This is a genomic window from Escherichia sp. MOD1-EC5189 (assembly GCF_002966045.1).
Classification (GTDB): domain Bacteria; phylum Pseudomonadota; class Gammaproteobacteria; order Enterobacterales; family Enterobacteriaceae; genus Escherichia; species Escherichia coli_F.
Window position 1 is genome coordinate 54191 of the sequence record NZ_PTRX01000018.1, and the last position, 24943, is coordinate 79133.

The 24943-nt window shown below is 51.1% G+C and carries 22 protein-coding genes; 7 read left to right on the plus strand and 15 right to left on the minus strand.

What is annotated here, in order from left to right:
- Positions 1 to 31: 31 nt before the first annotated feature.
- The 3 genes from nanT to nanR all read right to left on the minus strand — a co-directional run bounded on the left by nanT (position 32) and on the right by nanR (position 3437).
- Entirely contained in the window at positions 32 to 1522 is a 1491-nt protein-coding gene (gene nanT, locus ATB02_RS16050) for a sialic acid transporter NanT (RefSeq protein ID WP_000108455.1), read from the minus strand.
- Between the two features lie 108 nt (positions 1523 to 1630).
- Complete coding sequence (gene nanA, locus ATB02_RS16055; RefSeq protein ID WP_000224719.1) at positions 1631 to 2524, minus strand: N-acetylneuraminate lyase; 894 nt, start codon at positions 2522 to 2524, stop codon at positions 1631 to 1633.
- Positions 2525 to 2645: 121 nt separating this feature from the next.
- Positions 2646 to 3437: a transcriptional regulator NanR gene (gene nanR, locus ATB02_RS16060; RefSeq protein ID WP_000523844.1), complete on the minus strand. Its 792-nt coding sequence runs from the start codon at positions 3435 to 3437 to the stop codon at positions 2646 to 2648.
- A gap of 379 nt (positions 3438 to 3816) precedes the next feature.
- On the opposite strand from nanR, the gene dcuC reads away from it, so the two are divergent.
- Positions 3817 to 5184, plus strand: a complete 1368-nt coding sequence (gene dcuC / locus ATB02_RS16070; protein WP_105271885.1) for an anaerobic C4-dicarboxylate transporter DcuC — start codon at positions 3817 to 3819, stop codon at positions 5182 to 5184.
- Between the two features lie 43 nt (positions 5185 to 5227).
- On the opposite strand, the gene sspB is transcribed toward dcuC, so the two are convergent.
- The 5 genes from sspB to zapE form a co-directional block, all read right to left on the minus strand.
- The gene (gene sspB / locus ATB02_RS16075) at positions 5228 to 5725 is read right to left on the minus strand and encodes a ClpXP protease specificity-enhancing factor (protein ID WP_000366127.1); all 498 of its coding nucleotides are present in this window, start codon (positions 5723 to 5725) and stop codon (positions 5228 to 5230) included.
- 5 nt (positions 5726 to 5730) lie between these two features.
- A complete protein-coding gene (gene sspA / locus ATB02_RS16080) occupies positions 5731 to 6369 on the minus strand; it encodes a stringent starvation protein SspA (RefSeq protein ID WP_000257293.1) in 639 nt (212 codons plus the stop codon).
- A 392-nt stretch (positions 6370 to 6761) separates the two neighbouring features.
- Positions 6762 to 7154, minus strand: a complete 393-nt coding sequence (gene rpsI / locus ATB02_RS16090; RefSeq protein WP_000829818.1) for a 30S ribosomal protein S9 — start codon at positions 7152 to 7154, stop codon at positions 6762 to 6764.
- Between the two features lie 15 nt (positions 7155 to 7169).
- Positions 7170 to 7598 (minus strand): 50S ribosomal protein L13, encoded by a 429-nt coding sequence (gene rplM / locus ATB02_RS16095; protein WP_000847559.1) that lies wholly within the window; start codon positions 7596 to 7598, stop codon positions 7170 to 7172.
- Positions 7599 to 7816: 218 nt separating this feature from the next.
- Positions 7817 to 8944 (minus strand): cell division protein ZapE, encoded by a 1128-nt coding sequence (zapE, locus tag ATB02_RS16100; protein ID WP_001192355.1) that lies wholly within the window; start codon positions 8942 to 8944, stop codon positions 7817 to 7819.
- Positions 8945 to 9137: 193 nt separating this feature from the next.
- Here zapE and zapG point away from each other — a divergent pair, with 193 nt between their 5' ends.
- From zapG to degS, 3 genes are all read left to right on the plus strand, one after another.
- A complete protein-coding gene (gene zapG / locus ATB02_RS16105; protein ID WP_001295270.1) occupies positions 9138 to 9536 on the plus strand; it encodes a Z-ring associated protein ZapG in 399 nt (132 codons plus the stop codon).
- Between the two features lie 153 nt (positions 9537 to 9689).
- On the plus strand, positions 9690 to 11057 hold the full coding sequence (gene degQ / locus ATB02_RS16110) for a serine endoprotease DegQ (protein ID WP_001295271.1): 1368 nt from the start codon (positions 9690 to 9692) through the stop codon (positions 11055 to 11057).
- 89 nt (positions 11058 to 11146) lie between these two features.
- Positions 11147 to 12214 carry an outer membrane-stress sensor serine endopeptidase DegS gene (degS, locus tag ATB02_RS16115; RefSeq protein WP_000497723.1) on the plus strand — a complete coding sequence of 356 codons (1068 nt, stop codon included), beginning with the start codon at positions 11147 to 11149 and terminating at the stop codon, positions 12212 to 12214.
- 62 nt (positions 12215 to 12276) lie between these two features.
- On the opposite strand, the gene mdh is transcribed toward degS, so the two are convergent.
- Positions 12277 to 13215, minus strand: a complete 939-nt coding sequence (gene mdh / locus ATB02_RS16120) for a malate dehydrogenase (RefSeq protein WP_001352905.1) — start codon at positions 13213 to 13215, stop codon at positions 12277 to 12279.
- 434 nt (positions 13216 to 13649) lie between these two features.
- Between mdh and argR the strand changes: the two genes are divergently transcribed.
- Together argR and yhcN are read left to right on the plus strand one after the other, a co-directional pair.
- A complete protein-coding gene (gene argR, locus ATB02_RS16125; protein ID WP_001257846.1) occupies positions 13650 to 14120 on the plus strand; it encodes a transcriptional regulator ArgR in 471 nt (156 codons plus the stop codon).
- 364 nt (positions 14121 to 14484) lie between these two features.
- Positions 14485 to 14748, plus strand: coding sequence for a peroxide/acid stress response protein YhcN (yhcN, locus tag ATB02_RS16130; protein WP_000695690.1), 264 nt, complete (start codon positions 14485 to 14487; stop codon positions 14746 to 14748).
- 55 nt (positions 14749 to 14803) lie between these two features.
- On the opposite strand, the gene ATB02_RS16135 is transcribed toward yhcN, so the two are convergent.
- The 4 genes from ATB02_RS16135 to aaeX form a co-directional block, all read right to left on the minus strand.
- Positions 14804 to 15076, minus strand: a complete 273-nt coding sequence (locus tag ATB02_RS16135) for a barstar family protein (RefSeq protein WP_001029013.1) — start codon at positions 15074 to 15076, stop codon at positions 14804 to 14806.
- 91 nt (positions 15077 to 15167) lie between these two features.
- A complete protein-coding gene (gene aaeB, locus ATB02_RS16140) occupies positions 15168 to 17135 on the minus strand; it encodes a p-hydroxybenzoic acid efflux pump subunit AaeB (RefSeq protein WP_000510964.1) in 1968 nt (655 codons plus the stop codon).
- Between the two features lie 5 nt (positions 17136 to 17140).
- Positions 17141 to 18073, minus strand: coding sequence for a p-hydroxybenzoic acid efflux pump subunit AaeA (gene aaeA, locus ATB02_RS16145; protein WP_000854033.1), 933 nt, complete (start codon positions 18071 to 18073; stop codon positions 17141 to 17143).
- A 7-nt stretch (positions 18074 to 18080) separates the two neighbouring features.
- Complete coding sequence (gene aaeX, locus ATB02_RS16150; RefSeq protein WP_000051841.1) at positions 18081 to 18284, minus strand: p-hydroxybenzoic acid efflux pump operon protein AaeX; 204 nt, start codon at positions 18282 to 18284, stop codon at positions 18081 to 18083.
- 182 nt (positions 18285 to 18466) lie between these two features.
- Here aaeX and aaeR point away from each other — a divergent pair, with 182 nt between their 5' ends.
- Entirely contained in the window at positions 18467 to 19396 is a 930-nt protein-coding gene (gene aaeR / locus ATB02_RS16155) for an HTH-type transcriptional activator AaeR (protein WP_000440317.1), read from the plus strand.
- A 127-nt stretch (positions 19397 to 19523) separates the two neighbouring features.
- Here aaeR and tldD read toward each other — a convergent pair whose 3' ends face one another.
- A complete protein-coding gene (tldD, locus tag ATB02_RS16160; protein WP_000055909.1) occupies positions 19524 to 20969 on the minus strand; it encodes a metalloprotease TldD in 1446 nt (481 codons plus the stop codon).
- A 155-nt stretch (positions 20970 to 21124) separates the two neighbouring features.
- Entirely contained in the window at positions 21125 to 24925 is a 3801-nt protein-coding gene (gene yhdP, locus ATB02_RS16165) for an AsmA2 domain-containing protein YhdP (RefSeq protein WP_105271886.1), read from the minus strand.
- Positions 24926 to 24943 lie beyond the last annotated feature (18 nt).

Here is a 24943-nt window from a genome sequence, read left to right on the forward strand (position 1 = left end):
GAAAGGCCCGGTAGAAGACCGGGCAACAGGATTAACTTTTGGTTTTGACTAAATCGTTTTTAGCGCTGCCAAACGGCACGGCACCGCTAAATGGTTTGCCGTCGATAGCGTCATGAGTACGCAACGCTTCCGGGCGCAACCAACGCTGAACGCGAGAAGGCATATCCAGCCCAATCAGCAGGATCACCACGAACGTCAGGCTAAACGAAAGCGATGCCAGCGCAGTACCCAGATCCAGACGTTGAGCGATCAACGCGCCGATGATTGGGGCCAGTGCGCCGCCCAATGCGCCAACGTTGTAGGTAAAGCCCAGGCCCGCTGCACGCTGGTCGGTATCGAAATAACCGCCAATCAGTTTCGGTAAGATCCCGGCGATCCCTTGTCCAAGCATTTGCTGGAAGAACAGTAACAAACCGAGCACCCAGACGTTTGCGCCACCAATCGCAAATACCGGAATAATCAGCAGTTGCGAGGCCAGCAGGCTACAAACGTACGCTTTGCGGGTTCCCAGCCAGTCACCGAGGAAGCCGCCGACACAGCAACCCACAGCCGCCCCAAAGCCACTAAAGAACAGCACATTGGCGACAGTATGCGGGTCATAAGCAAGATCGGTTTTCAGATACGTTGGCAGCAGTGCCTGAATCGGCCATGAGTAGAGGAAAGCAAATAACACAACCACCATCAGCATTACGCCCGTTGGCCAGCGTTTGCCCGTACTCTGAACCATAAAGCTGATAAAGATTGCGGCACATAACAGCCCGAGAACAGCGACGATTGCGGCATTTTGCAGGTTACCAGCGAAGCAGAACCACAGCGCAGTAGCCGCCGCCAGCGTCATTACGATATTGGCAATGCGATGTTCACCACGGTAAAGAATGTCTACCATCGTGCGTACTGGTGCTTTACCTGCGTGTTTCTCTTTCCAGTCTTCCGCTTCCGGAATGTTTTTACGCAGCCAGAGAGCAAAGATGATTGGCAAAATGCCGATAAAGAACAGCGCTCGCCAGCCCCAGACCGGAACCACCAGGCTGTAGACCTGAGCGGCAACGACGGCACCCACCGAGAAGCCGGAAATCAGAAAGCCACTGGCTTTGTTACGCAGATGTTTTGGCCAGCTTTCAATGACATAGGTGGCGCTGGAGCCGTATTCTCCCGCCATCCCCATGCCGATGACCAGACGAGCAATAAACATGGTGATGTAGCCTGGCGCAAAGCCGCAGGCCAGCGTCCCGGCCGAGAAGAGAACGATACTGGTAACCATTGCCAGACGACGCCCGTAGCGGTCGCCCATAGCGCCAAGCATCAGGCCGCCGAACCAGCGAGAGATAAAGGCTGCGGAGATCAGACTTGCCGCCTGTACCGTCGTCAGCCCGAATTCACCTTGTACTTCGGTGAGTACCAGGGCGATTAAAACGAAATCAAAACCGTCAAGCAGATATCCCAACCAGGCAGCGGAAAATGCGCGCCATTGTGCGCGGTTGAGATGGCGATACCACGGGATATTCTGGGTTGTAGTACTCATTGTGAGTCTCCCGCGGTGGGCGATGCCCACACGCTTTGGTATAAAAATTGTAGGGTACAGATGCGTTTATTTCCCCTCACCCGGTAGGGGCGAGCGAGGGGAAACAACTCACCCGCGCTCTTGCATCAACTGCTGGGCTAGCGCCTTCAGTTCTGGCAGATATTTTTCATCGACCGGACCAAACGGTTTGCGGCACAGCGGCACAGAAACGACATCCATATAGTGCAGGACCGTTTTCAGGCCGCGGAATACGCCCGTTTTGATCAGTAAATCAATGACTTTATTACATTCGGTTTGCAGCTTCTGCGCGGTCTGGATATCGCCTTCTTTCAGCGCCTTCACGATACCCTGATAACGCCAGCCCATAATGTTGTAAGTACTACCGATACCACCATCAGCGCCCGCCAACAAACCAGAAGCAAAGATTTCGTCGTAACCGTTATAGAGCACCAGATCCGGATGTTCACGACGGATCTGCTCCATCTGATAGAGATCGCCAGAGGTCTGTTTCAGCGCGCCGACACCAGGCAACGTAACCAGAGTGTTAATCTGATCCAGGGTCAGTTTAACGCCGCTTAACGCCGGAATGTTGTACACCACCATCGGCAACCCATCCGCCGAATCAATAATTGCCCGATAGTGATCGCAGTGTTCTTCAAAGCTGAAAGGGTAGTAGAACGGCGTGACGGCGGAGACGGCATCGAAGCCATAACGTTTGGCTGAAGATGCAAGCTGTTGGCTTTCAGCAGTGCTGACGCAACCTACATGAGCGATGAGTTTAATCTTGCCTTTCGCCTCTTCGGCGACGATTTCCAGTACCTGTTCACGCTCGGAAAGGCTTTGTACAAAGGCTTCGCCGGTAGAACCACCCACGTATAAACCGTCGATGCCCTGCTGAATATTGAACTGAACCAGGCGACGCAGACTCGCTTTATCCAGTGCTTGTTGTTGATCAAAAGGAGTCAGGAGTGCGGCCATTACGCCACGTAAATTCGTTGCCATAAATACCTCTGAAGTGATGCTTGTCTGATAAACGATATACCTTTATACCTGTTATACCAGATCAATTAAGCAACACCCCATACAGAAAGCTTATAATGCGATCTGCTTCACTAAAGTGGCATTATTTCTTTTTGTTGGTGGTCTGACCGAAGGCGTGCCAGGTAGCAGAGACGCTGTTGAGATGCGATTGCAACGCGCGATCGGCTTCGTCAGGATCATGACGACGTATCGCGTCAACGATCGCAATATGCTGTTGATAGCTAACGTTGTTATGCTCGTGCAGAGCCTGATCAGCTACGGTTGGGCGCGCGGCGATCAGCCAATCGAGCAGGGCAACATGGATCGCCATGAAGATTGGGTTACCGGGGATCTCCGCCAGCACGCGGTGGAAATCAACGTCTGAACGAATGAATGCCGCGTTGTTATCAAGCGACTGACTGTTGATTTCCAGTGCTTTTGCCAGCAAATCGATTTGCTCATCGGTGGCGTGTTCAGCCGCATAGCGCACCAGGCTGGATTCAAAGAACAGACGTAATTGTTCGAAATGGGCAATTCCGCCAGGATGAGAAAGGAAATCTTTCGCCATGCCGGAAAGCTCGCCGATGATGGTGTCCGCTGAAGGACGCGAGACGCGGGCACGTTCGCCGTTGTTTATTTGCACCAGACCTTTGCGTTTTAACGCTGCCAGCGCTTCGCGCACAGAAGGACGCCCGACGTTAAAGAACGCCATCAGTTCGCGTTCAGACGGTAATTGTTCACCTTCGCCAAATTCACGGCGGCGGATCATCTGTTCCAGCTCTTCTTCCACCATTTCGGAGAGTTTCTTACGCGCCAGCGGGCGGCTACGCAAGTTGCGACCAATTGCAGGTGAAGAATCTTCGGTTTGCGAATCAAATGCGTTCATAAGGCCCATTCTGTAAGGTCAGTGTGATTAACATCATCAGTGACATCCTATCACAGGATTGAAAGTAGGGGGAAATGGCGGGATTTTCTCTTTGTGCCTCATCATTACTATAATTAACTGAATAATTAACTATTGCGAAAAATTAATGTAACGCAGATAAAAACATCACGATTGAATTATTCATAAGACTATTAACAAGTATTATGAATATTATGAATGTGTTCTTACAAAATAATCATAAGCGCATATTTTTTAATGAAAAATCACCTCACCTACAATTAAAAACACGACATCCGCACCATAAATAGCCTTGCAAAAAATATAACATCATTGTTTTCAATCTGCCGTTTATGGGATTGACCGTTTTCTTTTGACACGGAGTTCAACAATGTTCGGCATAATTATATCTGTCATCGTATTAATGACGATGGGCTATTTGATCCTGAAAAACTACAAACCTCAAGTGGTGCTGGCTGCCGCAGGTATCTTCCTGATGATGTGCGGTGTCTGGTTAGGATTCGGTGGAGTACTCGATCCCGCCAAAAGCAGCGGCTACTTGATCGTCGATATTTATAATGAAATCCTGCGCATGCTGTCCAACCGCATTGCCGGGTTAGGGTTGTCGATTATGGCGGTGGGCGGGTATGCCCGCTACATGGAGCGCATAGGGGCAAGTCGCGCGATGGTGAGCTTGTTAAGCCGCCCGTTAAAACTCATTCGCTCGCCGTATATTATTCTGTCGGCAACTTACGTCATCGGCCAAATCATGGCGCAGTTTATTACCAGCGCCTCCGGTCTGGGTATGTTGCTGATGGTCACCTTATTTCCGACACTGGTGAGTCTGGGAGTAAGTCGTCTCTCTGCGGTGGCGGTTATCGCAACCACGATGTCCATTGAGTGGGGGATTCTGGAAACGAACTCCATTTTTGCTGCCCAGGTAGCAGGAATGAAAATTGCCACTTACTTCTTCCACTACCAGCTTCCGGTCGCCTCTTGCGTCATTATCTCGGTGGCGATCTCCCACTTTTTCGTGCAACGCGCTTTCGACAAAAAAGATAAAAATATCAATCACGAACAGGCAGAGCAAAAAGCTCTCGATAATGTCCCGCCACTCTATTACGCCATTTTACCGGTGATGCCGTTAATCCTGATGCTCGGCTCGCTGTTCCTCGCCCACGTCGGGCTGATGCAGTCAGAACTGCATCTGGTGGTGGTGATGTTACTGAGTTTGACGGTGACGATGTTTGTTGAGTTCTTCCGCAAGCATAACTTGCGCGAAACAATGGACGATGTGCAGGCGTTTTTTGACGGCATGGGTACGCAGTTTGCCAACGTGGTAACGCTGGTGGTCGCGGGTGAAATATTTGCGAAAGGCTTAACGACGATTGGCACTGTCGATGCGGTTATCAGGGGTGCGGAGCATTCTGGTCTGGGCGGTATTGGCGTGATGATTATTATGGCGCTGGTCATTGCCATTTGTGCCATTGTGATGGGCTCAGGCAATGCGCCGTTTATGTCATTTGCCAGTCTTATTCCGAATATCGCAGCCGGACTACATGTACCAGCGGTTGTAATGATTATGCCGATGCATTTTGCCACGACGCTAGCGCGCGCTGTTTCGCCGATTACTGCGGTGGTGGTCGTTACATCAGGAATTGCAGGTGTTTCGCCTTTTGCAGTGGTGAAGCGGACAGCGATCCCCATGGCAGTCGGTTTCGTGGTGAATATGATTGCCACAATCACGCTATTTTATTAAGCGATAAAGAAGACAAAACAGGCCGCCAGGGCCTGTTTTCATTTTACTTCACAACGCGTAATGCCGGCCGACCACCGCGTGGTGGCTGCGGAGGTTCATCGTCAGGATGCGTTTCATCATCGTGATCTGGCTTGTCACCATCGATAACCGACATAACGGTTTCGTTGTCTGCCGATGCCTCTTCATCATTCATGATGCTGGCATCTTCATCGTAGGCAGCTTCAGGCTCAAACATCGTGCCTGCGCCATTTTCACGGGCGTAGATAGCCAGCACGGCAGCCAGCGGCACAGAAACCTGACGCGGAATGCCACCAAAGCGCGCGTTAAAGCGCACCTCATCATTCGCCAGTTCCAGATTGCCGACAGCACGCGGCGCAATGTTGAGTACGATTTGCCCGTCACGCGCATATTCCATAGGAACCTGCACGCCAGGGAGCGTCACATCCACCACCAGGTGCGGCGTGAGCTGGTTATCCAGCAACCACTCATAGAATGCACGCAGCAGATAGGGACGACGTGGTGTTAGCTGTGACAAATCCATACAGATTAACTCCGGCCCAGACGCATTTCACGTTCTGCTTCAGTTAAAGAAGCAAGGAAAGAGTCACGTTCAAAGACGCGGGTCATATAGCCTTTCAGCTCTTTCGCACCCGGACCGCTGAACTCGATGCCCAGTTGCGGCAGACGCCACAGCAGCGGAGCAAGGTAGCAATCGACCAGGCTGAACTCATCGCTCAGGAAGTACGGCTTCTGACCGAAGACCGGCGCAATCGCCAGCAGTTCTTCGCGCAGTTGCTTACGTGCGGCATCTGCTTCAGAAGCTGAACCGTTGATGATGGTGTTCATCAGCGTGTACCAGTCTTTTTCGATGCGATGCATGTACAGACGGCTTTCACCGCGAGCTACCGGGTAAACAGGCATCAGTGGCGGATGCGGGAAACGCTCATCCAGATATTCCATAATGATGCGAGATTCCCACAGGGTCAGCTCACGATCCACCAGGGTCGGAACGCTCTGATTCGGGTTGAGGTCAATCAGATCCTGAGGCGGATTGTCCTTTTCCACGTGTTCGATCTCGAAACTTACACCTTTCTCAGCCAGCACAATGCGGACCTGATGGCTATAGATGTCAGTAGGACCGGAAAACAGCGTCATTACCGAACGTTTGTTGGCAGCGACAGCCATGAAAACCTCCAGGTATAGTCAGAATTTTTACTGCTACCAGCCACCAGGTGGCCAGTCAGAAGTTGTGTTACCCAGTAAGGAACGACTCTCTTTGTTCGAAAATCAAACAAAAAATGAGCAATACCCGACATTTGGGCAGAAAATTGGATGATAGTTTACCAGATTTTGCGACCTTTGTGGTGAGTCGATGCCGGAAATGGGGAAAAAGAGATGCGCTTTAGTCTGAAATGGTTGACTTAGTCCCTTATCGGCGATGTGGTTTTTGTTTTCTGTCTGTCAGGCGACCGCAAAAATCAACATTCCTTTTTTTACGCTGATTCAGATTTTAGCCATAAAAAAACCCGCCGAAGCGGGTTTTTTCGCAAATTGTTTTCTGCCGGAGCAGAAGCCAATTAACGTTTGGAGAACTGCGGACGACGACGTGCTTTACGCAGACCGACTTTCTTACGTTCAACCTGACGAGCGTCACGAGTAACGAAGCCAGCTTTACGCAGTTCAGAACGCAGGGACTCGTCGTATTCCATCAGAGCGCGGGTGATACCGTGACGGATCGCACCAGCCTGACCAGAGATACCACCACCTTTAACGGTGATGTACAGGTCCAGTTTCTCAACCATGTCGACCAGTTCCAGCGGCTGACGAACTACCATGCGGGCAGTTTCACGACCGAAGTACTGTTCCAGAGAACGTTGGTTGATTACGATTTTACCGTTGCCCGGTTTGATGAAAACGCGAGCTGCGGAACTTTTGCGGCGACCAGTGCCGTAGTATTGATTTTCAGCCATTGCCTATAATCCCGATTAGATGTCAAGAACTTGCGGTTGCTGTGCCGCGTGGTTGTGCTCGTTACCCGCGTAAACTTTCAGTTTACGGAACATAGCACGACCCAGCGGGCCTTTTGGCAACATGCCTTTAACCGCGATTTCAATCACACGCTCAGGACGGCGAGCAATCATCTCTTCAAAGGTCGCTTGTTTGATACCACCGATGTGGCCGGTGTGGTGATAGTACACTTTGTCAGTACGCTTGTTGCCGGTTACAGCAACTTTGTCAGCGTTCAGAACGATGATGTAATCACCGGTATCTACGTGCGGAGTGTATTCCGCTTTGTGCTTACCGCGCAGGCGACGAGCCAGTTCAGTAGCCAGACGGCCCAGAGTTTTACCGGTCGCGTCAACAACATACCAGTCGCGTTTTACGGTTTCTGGTTTAGCTGTAAAAGTTTTCATTAAAAGCTTACCCAATAAATAGTTACACGTTGGTGAACACCCAAACGTCTTCAATTGTTGAGGTTCACACGACAAAGTCCGGCAAACCTACCCCTTCGAATAGCCTATGCCAGCACACAAAAAGTTTTGGGAAAAAAACTTTCTTGTAACGTGGGGTCGCAGGATTATAGAGAAGTCGGGGTCAAAGATCGACCCCTTTTTGTGATTTGTGGTAGGTTTTAACCCGCTAAATGCTCGCGCTTCAGATACTCTTCGCTTTGCATCTCTTGCAGACGTGACAGGCAACGCTGGAACTCAAACTTCAGCCGATCGCCCTGATAAATTTCATACAGCGGCACTTCTGCACTCACCACTAATTTGACATGGCGCTCGTAAAACTCATCCACCAGCGCAATAAAGCGCCGCGCCTCGCTCTCCATCAACCGCGTCATGACCGGCACATCAAACAACATGACCGTGTGAAAGAGACGTGAGAGCGCAATATAGTCATGCTGACTGCGGGCGTCGACGCACAGCGTAGTAAAAGAGACCGCCAGCGTCTGGTTCTCGACGCCCATTGTCGCCAATGGCCGATGGTTGATTTCTAACGTCGGTGAATTTTCTCGTTTCGCCCCCGCCAGCGCCAACCATAGTTTGTCCATTTGCGTCCGGGTTTCATCGTTGAGTGGCGAAAGCCACAGGTGCGCCTGAGTGAGCGTACGCAGTCGATAATCAACACCGGCGTCCACGTTCATTACATCACAATGCTGTTTAATGGCATCGATTGCAGGCAAAAAACGCGCACGTTGCAGGCCATTTCGATAAAGTTCGTCCGGCGGAATATTTGACGTCGCTACCAGGGTAATACCGCGGGCGAACAGGGCTTTCATCAGGCCGCCAAGTAGCATGGCATCGGTAATATCAGAAACAAAAAATTCGTCAAAACAGAGCACGTCAGTTTCTGCTTTAAAGCGATCGGCAATAATTTCCAGCGGATCGGTCTGCCCCTGCAAAGCAGTTAGCTCTTCATGTACCCGCAGCATAAAACGGTGAAAGTGCAGACGCTGTTTCCGCTCTCCCGGCAGGCTTTGATAGAAAAGGTCCATCAGCCAGGTTTTCCCGCGTCCTACCCCGCCCCACATATATAAGCCACGCACTGGCGTATGCTGTGTGTCTTCGCGTTTACCCCACAGCTTACCGACCCGCGCCATTAGCCCACTCGTCCTGGGGGCTGGAGGCGTGCTATTGATGAGTTCCTGATAAATAATTTCCAGGCGGCTGACGGCCTCTTTTTGAACGTCGTCGGGTTGATGGCTGCCTTCATTGAGCGCCTTCAGGTATTGCGATGTTGGGGTAACGCTTTGCATGATCTTATTGTTATTCCTTGAATAATCGGTGCGCCGTTGTTCACGGTTGACGAAAAAAAGGCCGTTCTACACTACGCGATATGCAGTCGGGATTCCACTTCTGTGGAATTAACGGTTATAGTGGCATAATCAGCCGCAGGCATGGAGCCTGAAGCCAACACCCTACGGAAACAAAAGACAACGGGAGATGTTCATGACCTGGGAATATGCGCTAATTGGGTTAGTCGTCGGCATCATTATTGGTGCTGTGGCCATGCGTTTTGGTAATCGTAAACTACGCCAGCAACAGGCGTTGCAGTACGAACTGGAAAAGAATAAAGCTGAACTGGACGAGTATCGCGAAGAGCTGGTTAGCCACTTTGCCCGCAGCGCGGAATTACTGGATACCATGGCGCACGACTATCGCCAGCTGTATCAACACATGGCGAAAAGCTCCAGCAGCCTGCTGCCGGAACTGTCTGCTGAAGCAAACCCGTTCCGTAATCGTCTGGCAGAGTCTGAAGCCAGCAACGATCAGGCACCGGTGCAGATGCCTCGCGACTATTCTGAAGGCGCGTCAGGCCTGCTGCGTACTGGCGCGAAGCGCGACTAATTTATTTTTCGGGCGCAGCCATTGCGCCCTCCTCTTCTTTCCCTCCCCGACTATCATTTAATCTGGTGTCTCATTGTTAGCCGTCTGAAAATTCAATAACATCAAACTGTTTTGAATCTCTTTTCTTATCATTCAGGTACGAGAGCAGGAATAATGAAAAAACAAACCCAGCTGTTGAGTGCATTAGCGTTAAGTGTCGGGTTAACTCTCTCGGCGTCATTTCAGGCCGTTGCGTCGATTCCAGGCCAGGTTGCCGATCAGGCCCCTCTCCCCAGTCTGGCCCCAATGCTGGAAAAAGTGCTTCCGGCAGTGGTGAGCGTACGGGTGGAAGGAACGGCCAGTCAGGGACAGAAAATCCCGGAAGAATTCAAAAAGTTTTTTGGTGATGATTTACCGGATCAACCTGCACAACCCTTCGAAGGTTTAGGCTCCGGTGTCATCATCAACGCCAGTAAAGGCTATGTGCTGACTAACAACCATGTGATTAATCAGGCACAGAAAATCAGTATTCAGCTCAATGATGGGCGCGAGTTTGATGCAAAACTGATTGGTAGCGATGACCAGAGCGATATCGCCCTGTTGCAAATTCAAAACCCGAGCAAATTAACGCAAATCGCTATTGCCGACTCCGATAAATTGCGCGTCGGTGATTTTGCCGTGGCGGTCGGTAACCCATTTGGCCTTGGGCAAACCGCCACCTCTGGCATTGTTTCCGCATTAGGCCGCAGCGGGTTGAATCTTGAAGGTCTTGAAAACTTTATCCAGACAGATGCTTCCATTAACCGCGGTAACTCCGGCGGTGCACTGTTAAACCTTAACGGTGAGTTAATTGGCATCAACACTGCAATCCTTGCGCCTGGCGGTGGGAGCGTCGGGATTGGATTTGCCATCCCCAGTAATATGGCGCGAACACTGGCGCAGCAGCTTATCGACTTTGGTGAAATCAAACGCGGTCTGTTAGGCATCAAAGGCACAGAGATGAGTGCCGATATCGCCAAAGCCTTCAACCTTGACGTACAGCGTGGCGCGTTTGTCAGCGAAGTGCTGCCAGGTTCTGGCTCGGCAAAAGCGGGCGTCAAAGCGGGCGATATTATTACCAGCCTCAACGGCAAACCACTGAATAGCTTTGCTGAGTTGCGCTCTCGTATCGCAACCACCGAGCCGGGCACGAAAGTGAAGCTTGGCCTGCTGCGTAACGGCAAACCACTGGAAGTAGAAGTGACGCTCGATACCAGCACCTCTTCGTCGGCCAGCGCTGAAATGATCACGCCAGCGCTTGAAGGTGCAACGTTGAGCGATGGTCAGCTAAAAGATGGCGGCAAAGGTATTAAGATCGATGAGGTTGTCAAAGGAAGCCCAGCTGCTCAGGCAGGCTTGCAAAAAGACGATGTGATCATTGGCGTCAACCGCGATCGGGTGAACTCAATTGCTGAAATGCGTAAAGTGCTGGCGGCAAAACCGGCCATCATCGCCCTGCAAATTGTACGCGGCAATGAAAGCATCTATTTGCTGATGCGTTAATGTGGTAAACCGGGCATCAGGCTGACGTGTGATGTCCGGTTAACTCGTGGTATGCTGCTGCCGTTCCCTTTTTTAATGACGCCTCCATCATGTTTGTGAAGCTCTTACGTTCCGTTGCGATTGGATTAATTGTCGGCGCTATTCTGCTGGTTGCCATGCCTTCGCTGCGCAGCCTTAACCCGCTTTCCACTCCGCAATTTGACAGTACCGATGAGACGCCTGCCAGCTATAATCTGGCGGTTCGCCGCGCCGCGCCAGCGGTGGTTAACGTTTACAACCGTGGTTTGAACACCAACTCTCACAACCAGCTTGAGATCCGCACCCTGGGATCCGGTGTAATCATGGATCAACGCGGTTATATCATCACCAATAAACACGTCATCAACGACGCCGATCAGATCATCGTCGCCTTACAAGATGGACGTGTATTTGAAGCATTGCTGGTGGGATCTGACTCTCTAACCGATCTGGCGGTACTTAAAATTAATGCCACTGGCGGTTTACCTACCATTCCAATCAATGCACGTCGCGTACCGCACATCGGCGATGTAGTACTGGCGATCGGTAACCCGTACAACCTCGGGCAGACCATTACCCAGGGGATTATTAGTGCCACGGGTCGAATCGGTCTTAATCCGACCGGGCGGCAAAACTTCCTGCAAACCGATGCTTCCATTAACCACGGTAACTCTGGCGGCGCGCTGGTGAACTCGCTGGGCGAACTGATGGGCATTAACACGCTGTCGTTTGATAAGAGTAACGATGGCGAAACGCCGGAAGGTATCGGCTTTGCGATTCCTTTCCAGTTAGCAACCAAAATTATGGATAAGCTGATCCGCGATGGTCGCGTGATCCGCGGCTACATTGGTATCGGCGGACGTGAGATCGCACCACTGCACGCGCAGGGCGGTGGTATAGATCAACTGCAAGGGATCGTGGTTAATGAAGTGTCACCTGACGGCCCGGCGGCGAATGCGGGTATTCAGGTCAATGATTTGATTATTTCGGTGGATAACAAACCGGCCATCTCTGCTCTGGAGACGATGGATCAGGTGGCGGAAATTCGCCCTGGCTCGGTGATCCCGGTTGTAGTGATGCGTGATGATAAGCAGTTAACGCTGCAGGTCACCATTCAGGAATATCCGGCAACCAATTAAGTCGTGCGCTCAAAACAAAAAACCGGAGTCTGTGCTCCGGTTTTTTATTATCCGCTAATCAATTACTTATTAACGAACTCTTCGCCCAGGGCGATATCTTTCTTCAGCGTATCCAGCATACCTTCCAGCGCGTTCTGTTCAAATGCGCTCAGGGTGCCGATAGATTTACGCTCTTCCACGCCGTTTTTACCCAGCAGCAGCGGTTGAGAGAAGAAACGTGCGTACTGACCGTCGCCTTCAACGTAGGCACATTCGACAACGCCTTGTTCGCCCTGTAGTGCGCGAACCAGAGACAGACCAAAACGTGCAGCTGCCTGGCCCATAGACAGGGTTGCAGACCCGCCACCGGCTTTCGCTTCAACCACCTCAGTACCCGCGTTCTGGATACGTTTGGTCAGTTCAGCCACTTCCTGCTCGGTAAAGCTAACACCAGGAACCTGTGACAGCAGCGGCAGAATGGTAACACCAGAGTGACCGCCAATTACCGGCACTTCAACTTCGCCCGGCTGTTTGCCTTTCAGTTCCGCAACAAAGGTGTTGGAACGAATGATATCCAGCGTGGTAACGCCGAACAGTTTGTTTTTGTCATAAACACCGGCTTTTTTCAGCACTTCAGCAGCAATCGCAACTGTGGTGTTAACCGGGTTAGTGATAATACCAATGCACGCTTTTGGGCAGGTTTTCGCAACTTGCTGTACCAGATTTTTCACGATGCCGGCGTTAACGTTAAACAGGTCGGAACGATCCATACCCGGTTTACGCGCTACACCTGCAGAGATAAGAACGACATCTGCGCCTTCCAGCGCCGGAGTCGCATCTTCACCAGAAAAACCTTTGATTTTCACAGCAGTAGGGATATGGCTCAAATCGACAGCCACACCGGGAGTCACTGGAGCGATATCATACAGAGAGAGTTCTGAACCTGAAGGCAGTTGGGTTTTTAACAGTAGTGCAAGCGCCTGGCCAATACCGCCAGCAGCGCCGAGGACTGCGACTTTCATCCTAAACTCCTTATTATATTGATAAACTAAGATATGTTGCTCCGCTGCCGCGACCTTAATCCACAAAATTGCCGTTTACAATGACCACATCTCAAGAATGTGTAGTCACGCAAGTTTAGCGTTTATGCATTTAATTGCCGTAATCAGGAACCTAACTTACGTAATTAACAGTCGCTTATGCATTAGCGCAACATTCCAACAGGTGGTGACAATATACCCTACCGTTCAGCCAAAACAACATCAATTTGATAACAATTAATTTACTTTTAAGCAGAATTTGCATGCCGTGACGCAGGCATGTTTCTCAATAACGAAATTTGATAAAATCCCGCTCTTTCATAACATTATTTCAGCCTTCTTCAGGGCTGACTGTTTGCATAAAAATTCATCTGTATGCACAATAATGTTGTATCAACCACCATATCGGGTGACTTATGCGAAGCTCGGCTAAGCAAGAAGAACTAGTTAAAGCATTTAAAGCATTACTTAAAGAAGAGAAATTTAGCTCCCAGGGCGAAATCGTCGCCGCGTTGCAGGAGCAAGGCTTTGACAATATTAATCAGTCTAAAGTCTCGCGGATGTTGACCAAGTTTGGTGCTGTACGTACACGCAATGCCAAAATGGAAATGGTTTACTGCCTGCCAGCTGAACTGGGTGTACCAACTACCTCCAGTCCATTGAAGAATCTGGTGCTGGATATAGACTACAACGATGCAGTTGTCGTGATTCATACCAGCCCTGGCGCGGCGCAGTTAATTGCTCGCCTGCTGGACTCACTGGGCAAAGCAGAAGGTATTCTGGGCACCATCGCTGGCGATGACACCATCTTTACTACCCCTGCTAACGGTTTCACCGTCAAAGACCTGTACGAAGCGATTTTAGAGCTGTTCGACCAGGAGCTTTAATCTCTGCCCCGTCGCTTCTGGCGGCGGGGAAAATGTTGCTTTTCCCTCTCATCCCCCTGCTTTCTCCTACGATTAATTTAACGAATAGTGCGTTTTAGCGCGACACATCATTCACATAATGAATACATGAGTTAAAAAAAGCACATTATGCAAAATTCATTATCTAATTGAAAATAATAGAATTAATAATAAATAACCGTGTTTTTAATTCTTTTTTGTTATTAAAACTCACACTTTTAACACTTAGTATCAACTGAAACAGTTAGCGTGGTATTAATTAGTTCAATAATTAGTGTATACTTGATTTTGTGATATGGGTCACGAAACAAAGGCCCAGCTAAAAGATTATGTCGAGGTAAAAATCATGAAAATCAAAACCACTGTTGCTGCATTAAGCGTACTTTCTGTTCTCTCTTTCGGTGCATTCGCTGCCGACTCCATTGATGCTGCACAAGCACAAAATCGTGAAGCAATCGGGACCGTATCCGTAAGTGGTGTGGCGTCTTCGCCAATGGATATGCGTGAAATGCTGAACAAAAAAGCGGAAGAGAAAGGCGCAACGGCCTACCAGATTACTGAAGCTCGTAGCGGTGACACCTGGCACGCTACGGCTGAACTGTACAAATAAACCCTCATCGTCTTGTCCGACGATATTGCCCCCGGTTCGGGGGCTTTTTTTTGCGCTAATGACGAACATTAAAACGCAAATGCCCTTCCAGCTCTTCCTCTGCCTCATCAAACAGCAATATTAATGCGCCAAAACGGCGACGCGTTTTCTCTCCCAGATGAACAAATTCAATCTCAAGTGGTAGCGGCAGGACATCGTTCATTAACACATCCCATAGAGAGTCGAGATCGCGTACTTTATCTTTTGCCAGACCAAAGGTTTGGCTAAAGTCGCGATAAAAATCCTCCTGACTCTCAATCTCATCAAAATCAAAGGTATAAATATTCATCTGTTGCCACCGTCACGTTTCGCGGCGAGTTCTGCCGTTCATTGCTAAGTATAGCCATGAAAAAACCGACGCTTTTGGCGTCGGTTTTGACTTAACTATCGGTCAACGCATGTTGATACTTATGGAGCATACCCGTAAGCCGATGTACTGGTTCCGTCACCTGCGGTGGTGCTTGCCAGATGCGTAGCTTTTCCTGGTAGATTTCCAGTTCTTCCAGCAACTGGCCAAAGTACCGACGACGTTTATCATCGCTACGGGCAGATATCACATGGTCTGCTGTGCGGCGCATTTGCCGGTGAAACGCCGATAAATCCTCGTTAACCGGGATCGGCGCATCACGCAGGCGCTGGTGCGCGATAATCATCGTCAGTGCCAGGCGAAATTTCGGCAAATCCCCTGGGAACTTATTCATCAGCAAAAACAGCTGCTGATAAAGTGCCGGGAGGTGATTCTCTTTACGACGTGCCACATTGGTAGTCATCGCGGAAACAGCGGCAGAAACAAACTGATTAAGCAGTACACGTCCAGTCCTGTCGCGCGATTTATCCCGCACCAGCAAAATAACGGTGAACGCGAGCACACAGCCGACGATTTGCCCTAATGCGCTGTCGAGAAACTGACTGAAATGGAAAGTCATCGGGTTATCCAGCACGATAATGTTTATGGTGCTGGCCAGCGCCCCCATCGAGCCCAATCGCCGTTTCTGTACTTCAATGCCAAGGAAGAATCCCAGCACTGCCAGGCTAATACACAGCAATAACATGCTTTGTTGGGTATTAGGGATAATCACCAAAAAGTAGAGTAGCCCTAACGGCAGCGCCGCCAGCGTCCCATAAATAAAGTCGATCGCCACCATGCGTGGATTCGGCAAACGCATTGCCAGTGACGTCACTACCGCAATCATCACCATTGCACCACTGCCGGAAGTCCAGCCCGTCCACAGCCAGAAAAGCGTCCCCAGAATGCAGGAAAGTGTGGTTCGCCAGAAGTTAACCATCGCATGATGACGTTCGGCTGACTCTACTTTGACTTCCGGTTCGCCTTGCAGGATCTCTTCTTCAGTAGCGTTGATTTTTGTGTTACTGATAACGCCGCGCTTGAGAAGCTGATAACGCGTTGCCGCCGCGACCCAGCTATAAATGGTGACAGGCGTTTCCCGTTCCCCGGTCCAGGCGATAACTCTCCGCAGGCGTTTGAGCTGCTTGTGGACGTCCTGCGCGGTTTCTACCGGCGTGTCAAAAAATTCGCGGAAAGTATCAGTGATCAATTCCGGGCGCGTATTCTGAATAAGATAAGTTTCGCAGGATTGGGTAATCAGCGTCAGCGATAGCGTATTGATCGCTTTTAAACGTCGATTGGCCCGCGCCCAGCGGGAAGATTCCATATTCAGGTTGCTGCGCATACCTTGTAACGCCGTGGTGCGTCGCACCAGATCGCCCCAGGCTTTATCGACAACTTCACCATCGCCATGCTTGATACAGAGTTGCATTAATTGATATTGCGCGACCAGCAAACTTTCCAGCTCTCGATCCACTTCTTGTTTGATCGATCGCGGAGAAAAGAGCAAATCCGCCATAATTGCACACACAATACCGATAACGATCTCGCTACAACGTTCGACGGCAAACTGCGGCGTAAGCAATGGTTCCGGCTGAATGGTGATCACAATGATCAGCGCGGTATAACCGGCCAGCCCCCACGCATACGAGTTTTCTATTCGTACCAGCGAGGATATCCAGGTACAAAAACCGGCCCAGATACAGCACACCAGAATCATCAATAATGGTGCGCGGATCATCGCAATGATGATCACCAGTCCGGCAATACAGCCAATAAATGTGCCGATGATGCGCAAAAAGCCACGATAGCGAATAGCGCCAGAATACGGTTCACCTCCCGCAGCAAAGGCCGGACCGGCGGCAACAATCGCCGCTGTCAGTACCGCCCAGCGTGGCGTTTCCAGCTGGAAGTGAAAGCCAACAAACAGCGCCAGTACAATGGCGGTCGCCAGTTTTACCGCAAAGCGAATATGTTGGTTAGCAATGGAGAAAATACCCATCGTGATTAACCAAACTCACGCAGGCGATGGGCCATTTTACGGAAGAACGAATCCTGGCTTTCGTCGCGATCTTGTTTGCCAGTGACTACCACCGTAGCAGTGGTGCCCGCAGGCCAGATGTTCTCTTGCTGGTTGTCGAGACGAATACGTACCGGAACACGTTGCGCCAAACGTACCCATTCAAGGTTAGAATCGATGGTCGCCATCCCTTTGTCGTCACGCGTGCTGCTGGCATTGGTGACCCCTGCGGCAACACTATCAACAGTCCCTTTCAGCACTTTGTTACTGCCAAGCGGCGTGATCTCTGCACGATACCCAGGGCGCACCCCTTCCAGCTTAGTTTCTTCCATATAGGCCAGTACATAGAAGGAGTTCTGTTTCACCAGCGCAACCGCCGTTGATCCACGGGTAATAAACTCACCGGTATAGACGTTGAGGTTGGTCACCCAGCCATCTGCTGGCGCGCGGATCACCGTGCGTTCAAGATCCAGTTTTGCCAGATCGCGGGTCGCCTGCGCTTTCGCTAACTGATGCAGAACCGTTTGTAGTACGTTGTTGGCCTGATCGATCTCTTCGCGAGACATAGCCTGCACACCGAGACGGTTACGACGTCCGGCCTCCTGGCGTTTCTCCTGTGCCAGTACCTGATAATAAGCAACATCGGCTTGCGCTTCCTCAAGCGCCTTTTGATAGCGCGGCTGGTCGATGGTGAACAGTACCTGTCCTTTTTTCACCAGCTGGTTATCATGAACATTCACCTGGGTAATGAGTCCAGAAACGTCCGGCGCGATCGCAACGACGTCAGCGCTAAAGCGCGCGTCACGCGTCCACGGGGATTCGGTGTAATAGACCCAGGCATTAAAAATTGCGATGAAGGCCAGAATGACTAATACGACCGTGATGGCCGTACGGGAGAATTTTCTTATTAGTGTTTTCACTTCAACCTCAAACGAACAGTCGCGATATCAAATAAAACAAGCAGCAATAGAGCGCGGTGTTGAACAACGCCGGATGCCAGACAAAGTCGTAGATACCTGTTGGCACAAGTACCCGGCGCACCAGCCAGAAAATCGCCAGTGATAAAAGCAATTCGAAAAATATCGGTGGGAAGGACAGCCCAAACACCACGATAACGGGAAACAGACTCATGTTGACCTTGGTTGTATAGAGAGAGCAGGCGTTATTATTTTCAGCATCTGTCGCCGCAGAGAAGGGCATGGAAAGCCGGGCGAGAGCAACATTGCTGTAGATTGATATTTAATATATTAACGTAACTGTTATGCTGTTATCTATATTATGTGATCTAAATCACTTTTAAGTCAGAGTGAATAATGGAACGACTAAAACGCATGTCGGTGTTTGCCAAAGTAGTTGAATTTGGCTCTTTTACCGCCGCCGCCAGACAGCTACAGATGAGCGTTTCGTCCATCAGTCAGACGGTGTCAAAACTGGAAGATGAGTTGCAGGTAAAGCTGTTAAACCGTAGCACACGCAGCATTGGCCTGACCGAAGCCGGTAGAATTTACTACCAGGGCTGCCGTCGGATGCTTCATGAAGTGCAGGATGTTCATGAGCAACTGTATGCCTTCAATAACACCCCCATCGGGACGCTGCGCATTGGCTGTTCTTCAACTATGGCACAAAATGTTCTCGCCGGGCTAACAGCCAAAATGCTGAAAGAATACCCAGGTTTGAGCGTTAATCTGGTTACCGGAATTCCTGCCCCCGACCTGATTGCCGACGGTCTGGATGTGGTGATCCGCGTCGGCGCGTTGCAAGATTCCAGCCTGTTTTCCCGCCGTCTGGGCGCGATGCCAATGGTGGTGTGCGCCGCAAAAAGCTATCTCACACAATACGGCATACCGGAAAAACCCGCCGATTTAAGTAGCCATTCATGGCTTGAATACAGCGTGCGGCCCGACAATGAATTTGAACTGATCGCACCGGAAGGGATCTCGACTCGCCTGATCCCGCAAGGGAGATTTGTGACTAATGATCCGATGACGCTGGTGCGCTGGCTGACGGCAGGTGCCGGGATTGCCTACGTGCCACTGATGTGGGTGATCAACGAGATCAATCGCGGGGAACTCGAGATCCTGCTGCCGCGTTACCAGTCAGATCCACGCCCGGTTTATGCGTTGTATACCGAAAAAGATAAGCTGCCGCTGAAGGTACAGGTCGTGATCAACTCACTGACGGATTATTTTGTTGAGGTCGGTAAATTGTTTCAGGAAATGCACGGGCGCGGGAAAGAGAAGTAATTCATATTGTACTGTTACGTTGTACAAACCTGTGCCAACGGGTTCCCCTCACCCTAACCCCAGAGGGGCGAGGGGACCGTTCGTACACGGAGAAGGATTAATTATCCTTCTGAAAATACTGAAATTATTACGCAGTACCGCCAACAGTCAGGTTATCAACTTTCAGCGTTGGCTGGCCCACGCCAACCGGTAAACTTTGCCCTTCTTTACCGCAGACACCCACGCCGTTATCCAGTTTCAGGTCGTTGCCCACCATCGAAATCTGCTGCATGGTTTCGATACCGGAACCAATCAACGTCGCGCCTTTCACCGGCTTCGTTACTTTACCGTTTTCAATCAGATACGCTTCTGATGTGGAGAAAACGAATTTGCCGGATGTAATATCCACCTGACCGCCACCAAAGTTCGGTGCATAGATACCGTACTCAACGGATTCAATAATTTCCTGCGGGGTCGATTTACCCGGCAGCATATAGGTATTGGTCATACGCGGCATAGGCAGATGAGCGTAGGATTCACGGCGACCGTTGCCAGTCGGCGTCATCCCCATCAAACGCGCGTTGAGTTTATCCTGCATGTAGCCTTTCAGAATGCCGTTCTCAATCAGCACGTTGTACTGGCCTGGCGTACCTTCGTCATCAATCGCCACCGAACCACGGCGATCGACCATCGTGCCGTCATCAACCACGGTACACAGTTCTGAAGCCACCAACTCCCCGACCTGTCCACTAAATACTGAAGTGCCACGGCGGTTGAAGTCGCCTTCCAGACCGTGACCCACCGCTTCATGCAACAGCACGCCCGGCCAACCTGCGCCAAGTACTACCGGCATGGTGCCCGCTGGTGCAGCAACGGCAGAAAGATTGACCAACGCCATACGCACTGCTTCTTTTGCCCACGCATCCGCACGGACTTCACCGTCGAGATCGGCAAGGAAGAACTCATAACCAAAACGACCGCCGCCGCCACTGGCACCGCGTTCGCGTTTGCCATCTTCTTCGACCAGAACGCTCACGGAAAGACGCACCAGCGGACGAACATCCGCCGCTAGTGTGCCGTCGGTGGCCGCAACCAGAATTAATTCATAGACACCACTGAGGCTGGCAGTCACTTCCTGTACGCGCTTGTCCGCTTCGCGGGCAACCTTATCGACGCGACGCAGGATATCCAGCTTCTCTTCACGGCTCATGCTTTGCAGCGGATCTACCGAGGTATACAACGGGCTATGCTCTACCGCGCCCAGCGTCTGTACTTTGCCATCACCACTATCACGGACGATGGTGCGCGCCGCTTGCGCACTCTGTTCCAGCGCCAGCAGGCTGATTTGGTCAGCGTAAGCAAATCCGGTTTTTTCACCACTGATTGCACGCACGCCAACGCCCTGATCGATGTTGTAAGAACCATCTTTAATAATGCGGTCTTCTAAAACCCAGGATTCGTGATAGCTCGACTGAAAATAGAGATCGCCATAATCAAGGCGACGTTCGGCCAGTTGACCGAGGATCGCGAACAAGTCCTGATGTTTCAGGCCGTTCGCCGCTAGCAATTGTTCACTTACCAGGTTCAGACTCATCGTTTTTGCTACTCGTTAGTTACTGCAGTAGAGGATTTTTTACGGCTGCCGGATGCGGCGTGAACGCCCTATCCGGCCTACGGTTATGTTCCGGCTCGTTGGCCTTTGGCAACGATTATCATATGAGATTGGGGCAATTACGCGCCCTCGTCAAATCATTGCGCTTTTTCTTTACGCGGTTGGCGCAACACTTCGTTGATTTGCGGATCGTCCAGCGGACCCGAAATGTGATAGCGCAAAATGGAGACTTTGCTCCACAGCGGCCCCAGCACTTTACTGGCTGCAAATACTGCCGCTCCAACAATGGGGTTAACCGCAAAAGCCGCAGCCACGCCCACCGTCGCAGAAATCTCTGGTGCGACAACCGCTTCCATATTCAGGTCGCGACGTACCAGATTTACCGACCCTTTCATAGCGATATCCGCCTCCAGGCCATCCACCAGCGTGTCGTCGGTGTGCATAACGCCGTCTTTAATCCACGCGGTGCTGCGAATGGAGTCAAAATAGAACCCTTCGCCAAAAGTGTCTCTGAAATCAAAACGCAGCTTACGCATCAGGGCATCTACGCTCAATAAGCGCAGCAATTGCCCGGCATGTCCGGTATTGATTTCGGTTATTTCGCCTTTACCCAGTTGAGTATGAATGATGCCATTCAACGTCGCCTCATCTGGCTGCCAGGGTGCTTTGCGCCAGTGTAAATCGTAATCCACATTAAATGACGACTGGCGTATGGGCGTCGTGACACCAAAAAATTCTGCGGCGGCATCAATTTTCTGCCCGCGCAGTTTTCCTTTCAGCGAGGTACGTTCATTCCCCGGATTGTTAACCCATTCACCATCGGCAGTGAGCCGCGAAAAACCAGTATCAATCAGTCCATTGGTCAGCGTTAACGTATCGCCAGAAATGGTGATATCACTGTCAATGCGACCGAATTTTTGCCCCCAGAACCAGCACTCTGCGCATCGTATTTGTGCGTCCGGCCAGCCACGGAAGTTAATGCGCTCCGTTGTCGGGAAAGGTGATGACTGCGTTGAATCACCACGAGTTTTCGCCTCGCTCGGGTTGTAATAAAGATATTTGATATTCGCCAGCCACGGCGCGTTATTACGCATCGCCAGCGTGGCGTTGATTTCACGCCCTTGCGCCTCAACCTGGGTGCCATTTGCCGTCGGTTGCGAAACAATACTCAGGTTATTCCATTGCTGATTTCCCAGCGACAACATAGGCGTACGTAACGTTATGTGTTGTGGGAAACTCGCTGCACCACCGACACTCTCCGCCGCACCTTTCTGGAACAGGGCCAGCCACTCGGCACCATTCATCGGCGGCATATTGAGTTCAACACCACTTTGTTCCGGCAACGGCGGGAGCGTTTTACTGTCTGCCGCCCAAATAGCACGGTCGAGCGTCAGCTTTTGACCGAGCAACCAGCGGCTATTGAAATGGTTATCCGCACCAGCCTGTCCGGTTAAATCAAAACTGTTGAGATTGCCATCAACCTTAACGTTTACCGGCAGTGGTTCACCCGCAGGTTTGGCTAACGGTGAAGGTAAGTGACTGCTCACATTCTTCAAATCGCCGTTTAGCTCTACGTTATACGTCGCGCCAGCATGATAAGGCAGCTCAATGCCCACTTTACCATCCCACGCCACGCTGCCACTTAATGCTTCGTTCACCGCTGCAGGCAGAACGCCGGTTTTCGCTGGTTGCCAGTTACCGTTGAGATTCACCGCGACCTGGTAGGCTTTTGCCCCTTCTTTGGTGGAGAAATCCACGTTCAACGGCTGATTAAACCAGCTTGCTGTCAGTGGTTCACTTTGCAGATCGCCATTGATAAAGCTGAATTTACCGCTCAAATTTTTCAGGGTGCTGTCGAGTGGTTTGATAAACAGACTGTTATTACGCAGCGTCACTTCCCCTTTCGCGGTTACCAACTCGCCGTTCAGCGGGATATCAAGATGTAAGCGAGCATTCACATCGCCGTCGAGCTGGAGTTCTTGCAGGGTCGCACCCAGGGAATCTTTCAGCGGTGTCTCATCAAAGTAAGGGCCAACGGCTTTACCCGGACCTTTAATGTCAGCGTCAATCAGCAGTTTTTCTTTTGAGTAGTCAGGGATCACTGCGGTGAGATTACTCGCGCGCACGCCGCCCAGATTAACGCCATCGGTTTTCATCCATAAACCGTCGTTAATAAAGTCCAGTTCAATATCAAGGTTAGTTAATGCAGGCCAGTCCGGCTGGAAGGCAAACTTCGCGTTGCGCAGCGGCACCAGCACTTCAAACTGACCTTCGTTGTGTTTATAGGGGAAGAGTTGCGGATTGCCACCATAAACCAGCGTCGCGTTATCCGCTTCACCGCCCTGAATCGCGCCACTTAAGTAATCAACCAAGTCTTTACCCATCAAGTTTTCCGGGAAATAGCGCCAGGCTTGTGAACCATCATCGGTACTGATGCCAGCCAGAATACCCAGCCAGGGTTCATCGTTAGCAGGTTGCAGGTAACGGAAACCGCCGTGCGCATGGACGGCTTTGGCTTTGACATCGATATTGCGACCATCCAGCTGAAAACCTTTGTCAGTGTTCAGCCAGCTTATCGTCGCCTGGCCGTCGGCGATTTCCAGTGGCGCACGGAATACCGTTTCGTAAGGCATCTTTGCCTGCTTCATCGACGCGGTAAGCAAACCATTTTCTACGCTGCCGGAAAGCGTCCCGGAGAAGTGTTCCGCACCTGGCAATAATTTCCATTGCCTCCAGGCCAGATCGCTCCACGATGCCTGAAAACGGGTCTTGTCTGCTGCCTGAAGCGGGATATCCAGCGCCAGCGTGTTTATCTTGCCGCTCGGTTGTGTGGCGCGCCAAACCTCACCCAACGCAGGTGAAAGTTTCGCGGCCAGCGGGCGTATGCCTTCCAGTCCAGCCAACTCCAGATTACTGGCGCGAATCCGAAGTTCGTCACTGCGTTTATTGTTTTTGCCGCCAACGTCCTGTTCAGGTATCCAGGCCAGCGTCAATGCTCCACTCGGCCAGGGTTTACCGTCCATCGTGATCCGTGTATCGGGAATAGAGAACTGCCAGCCCGGATTTTCACGCGTAATGTGCGCAGTCAGATTATCCACCGACAGCGTATGCGTTTGCTTCTCACCCAACCAGCTGGCACCGCCCTGTTTCAGCCAGACGTCGCCGCCGGTTACATCGCCTTTATCGATCGTCATCCAGCCTTCAAGGGAGAACTGTGCCGTTTCCAGCGCAATATTGTCCTGCATCCATTTACCCAGCCACGGCTTCAGGTCGATGTCATCCGCCTGGAGCCAGACACGACCGTTGCTTAACAGCCCTTCGTCATCACGCAGATCCATGCGCACCTGCATCACGCCGTGCTGTCCGGTAAGGCTGGAGAGGCTTACCTGGCCTTCCGCACGGTGTCGACGTGGATCGTTTAGCCAGGTGAGTTGTGGAATCGCCAGCTCAGCACGCTGACCGGATGGCGTCAGGAAACTGACTTCGCTGTCACGGAGATCGAAATGGTCGAATTGACGAAGAAACAGATCGCTGATGTGACTGGCTTCCAGGCTATCATTACCACCACCGCTGGTGATAGGAGTGTTGGTGCGAAAGCGCAGCTGCCAGAAAGTGAGATCACGAAACTGCCAGCGCATATGTAACAGGCTTTGCCAGACATCCAGCGCCAGCGTAACGCGTTTAACCGAAAATTCGCCGCCATCTTTTAGTTCTGCACGGATGTCGTGCGCTTCAAGCGTCGGGCCAAAATTCTGCCAGCTGGCTGAGAGCTGACTGGCTTCAACCGGCATGCCAGTCGCGGATTCTATTTTGTTGAGGATTTCCGGACGCCAGGCGTCAAGATGCGGTAAAGCAATACGCAGGCCGCTAACCAGCAGGGCAGCGATCACAACGAGCGCGGCTCCAGTAAGCAGTAAAATCCCCGGCAATCGCCTCACCCGTCACTCCTTGTCTGC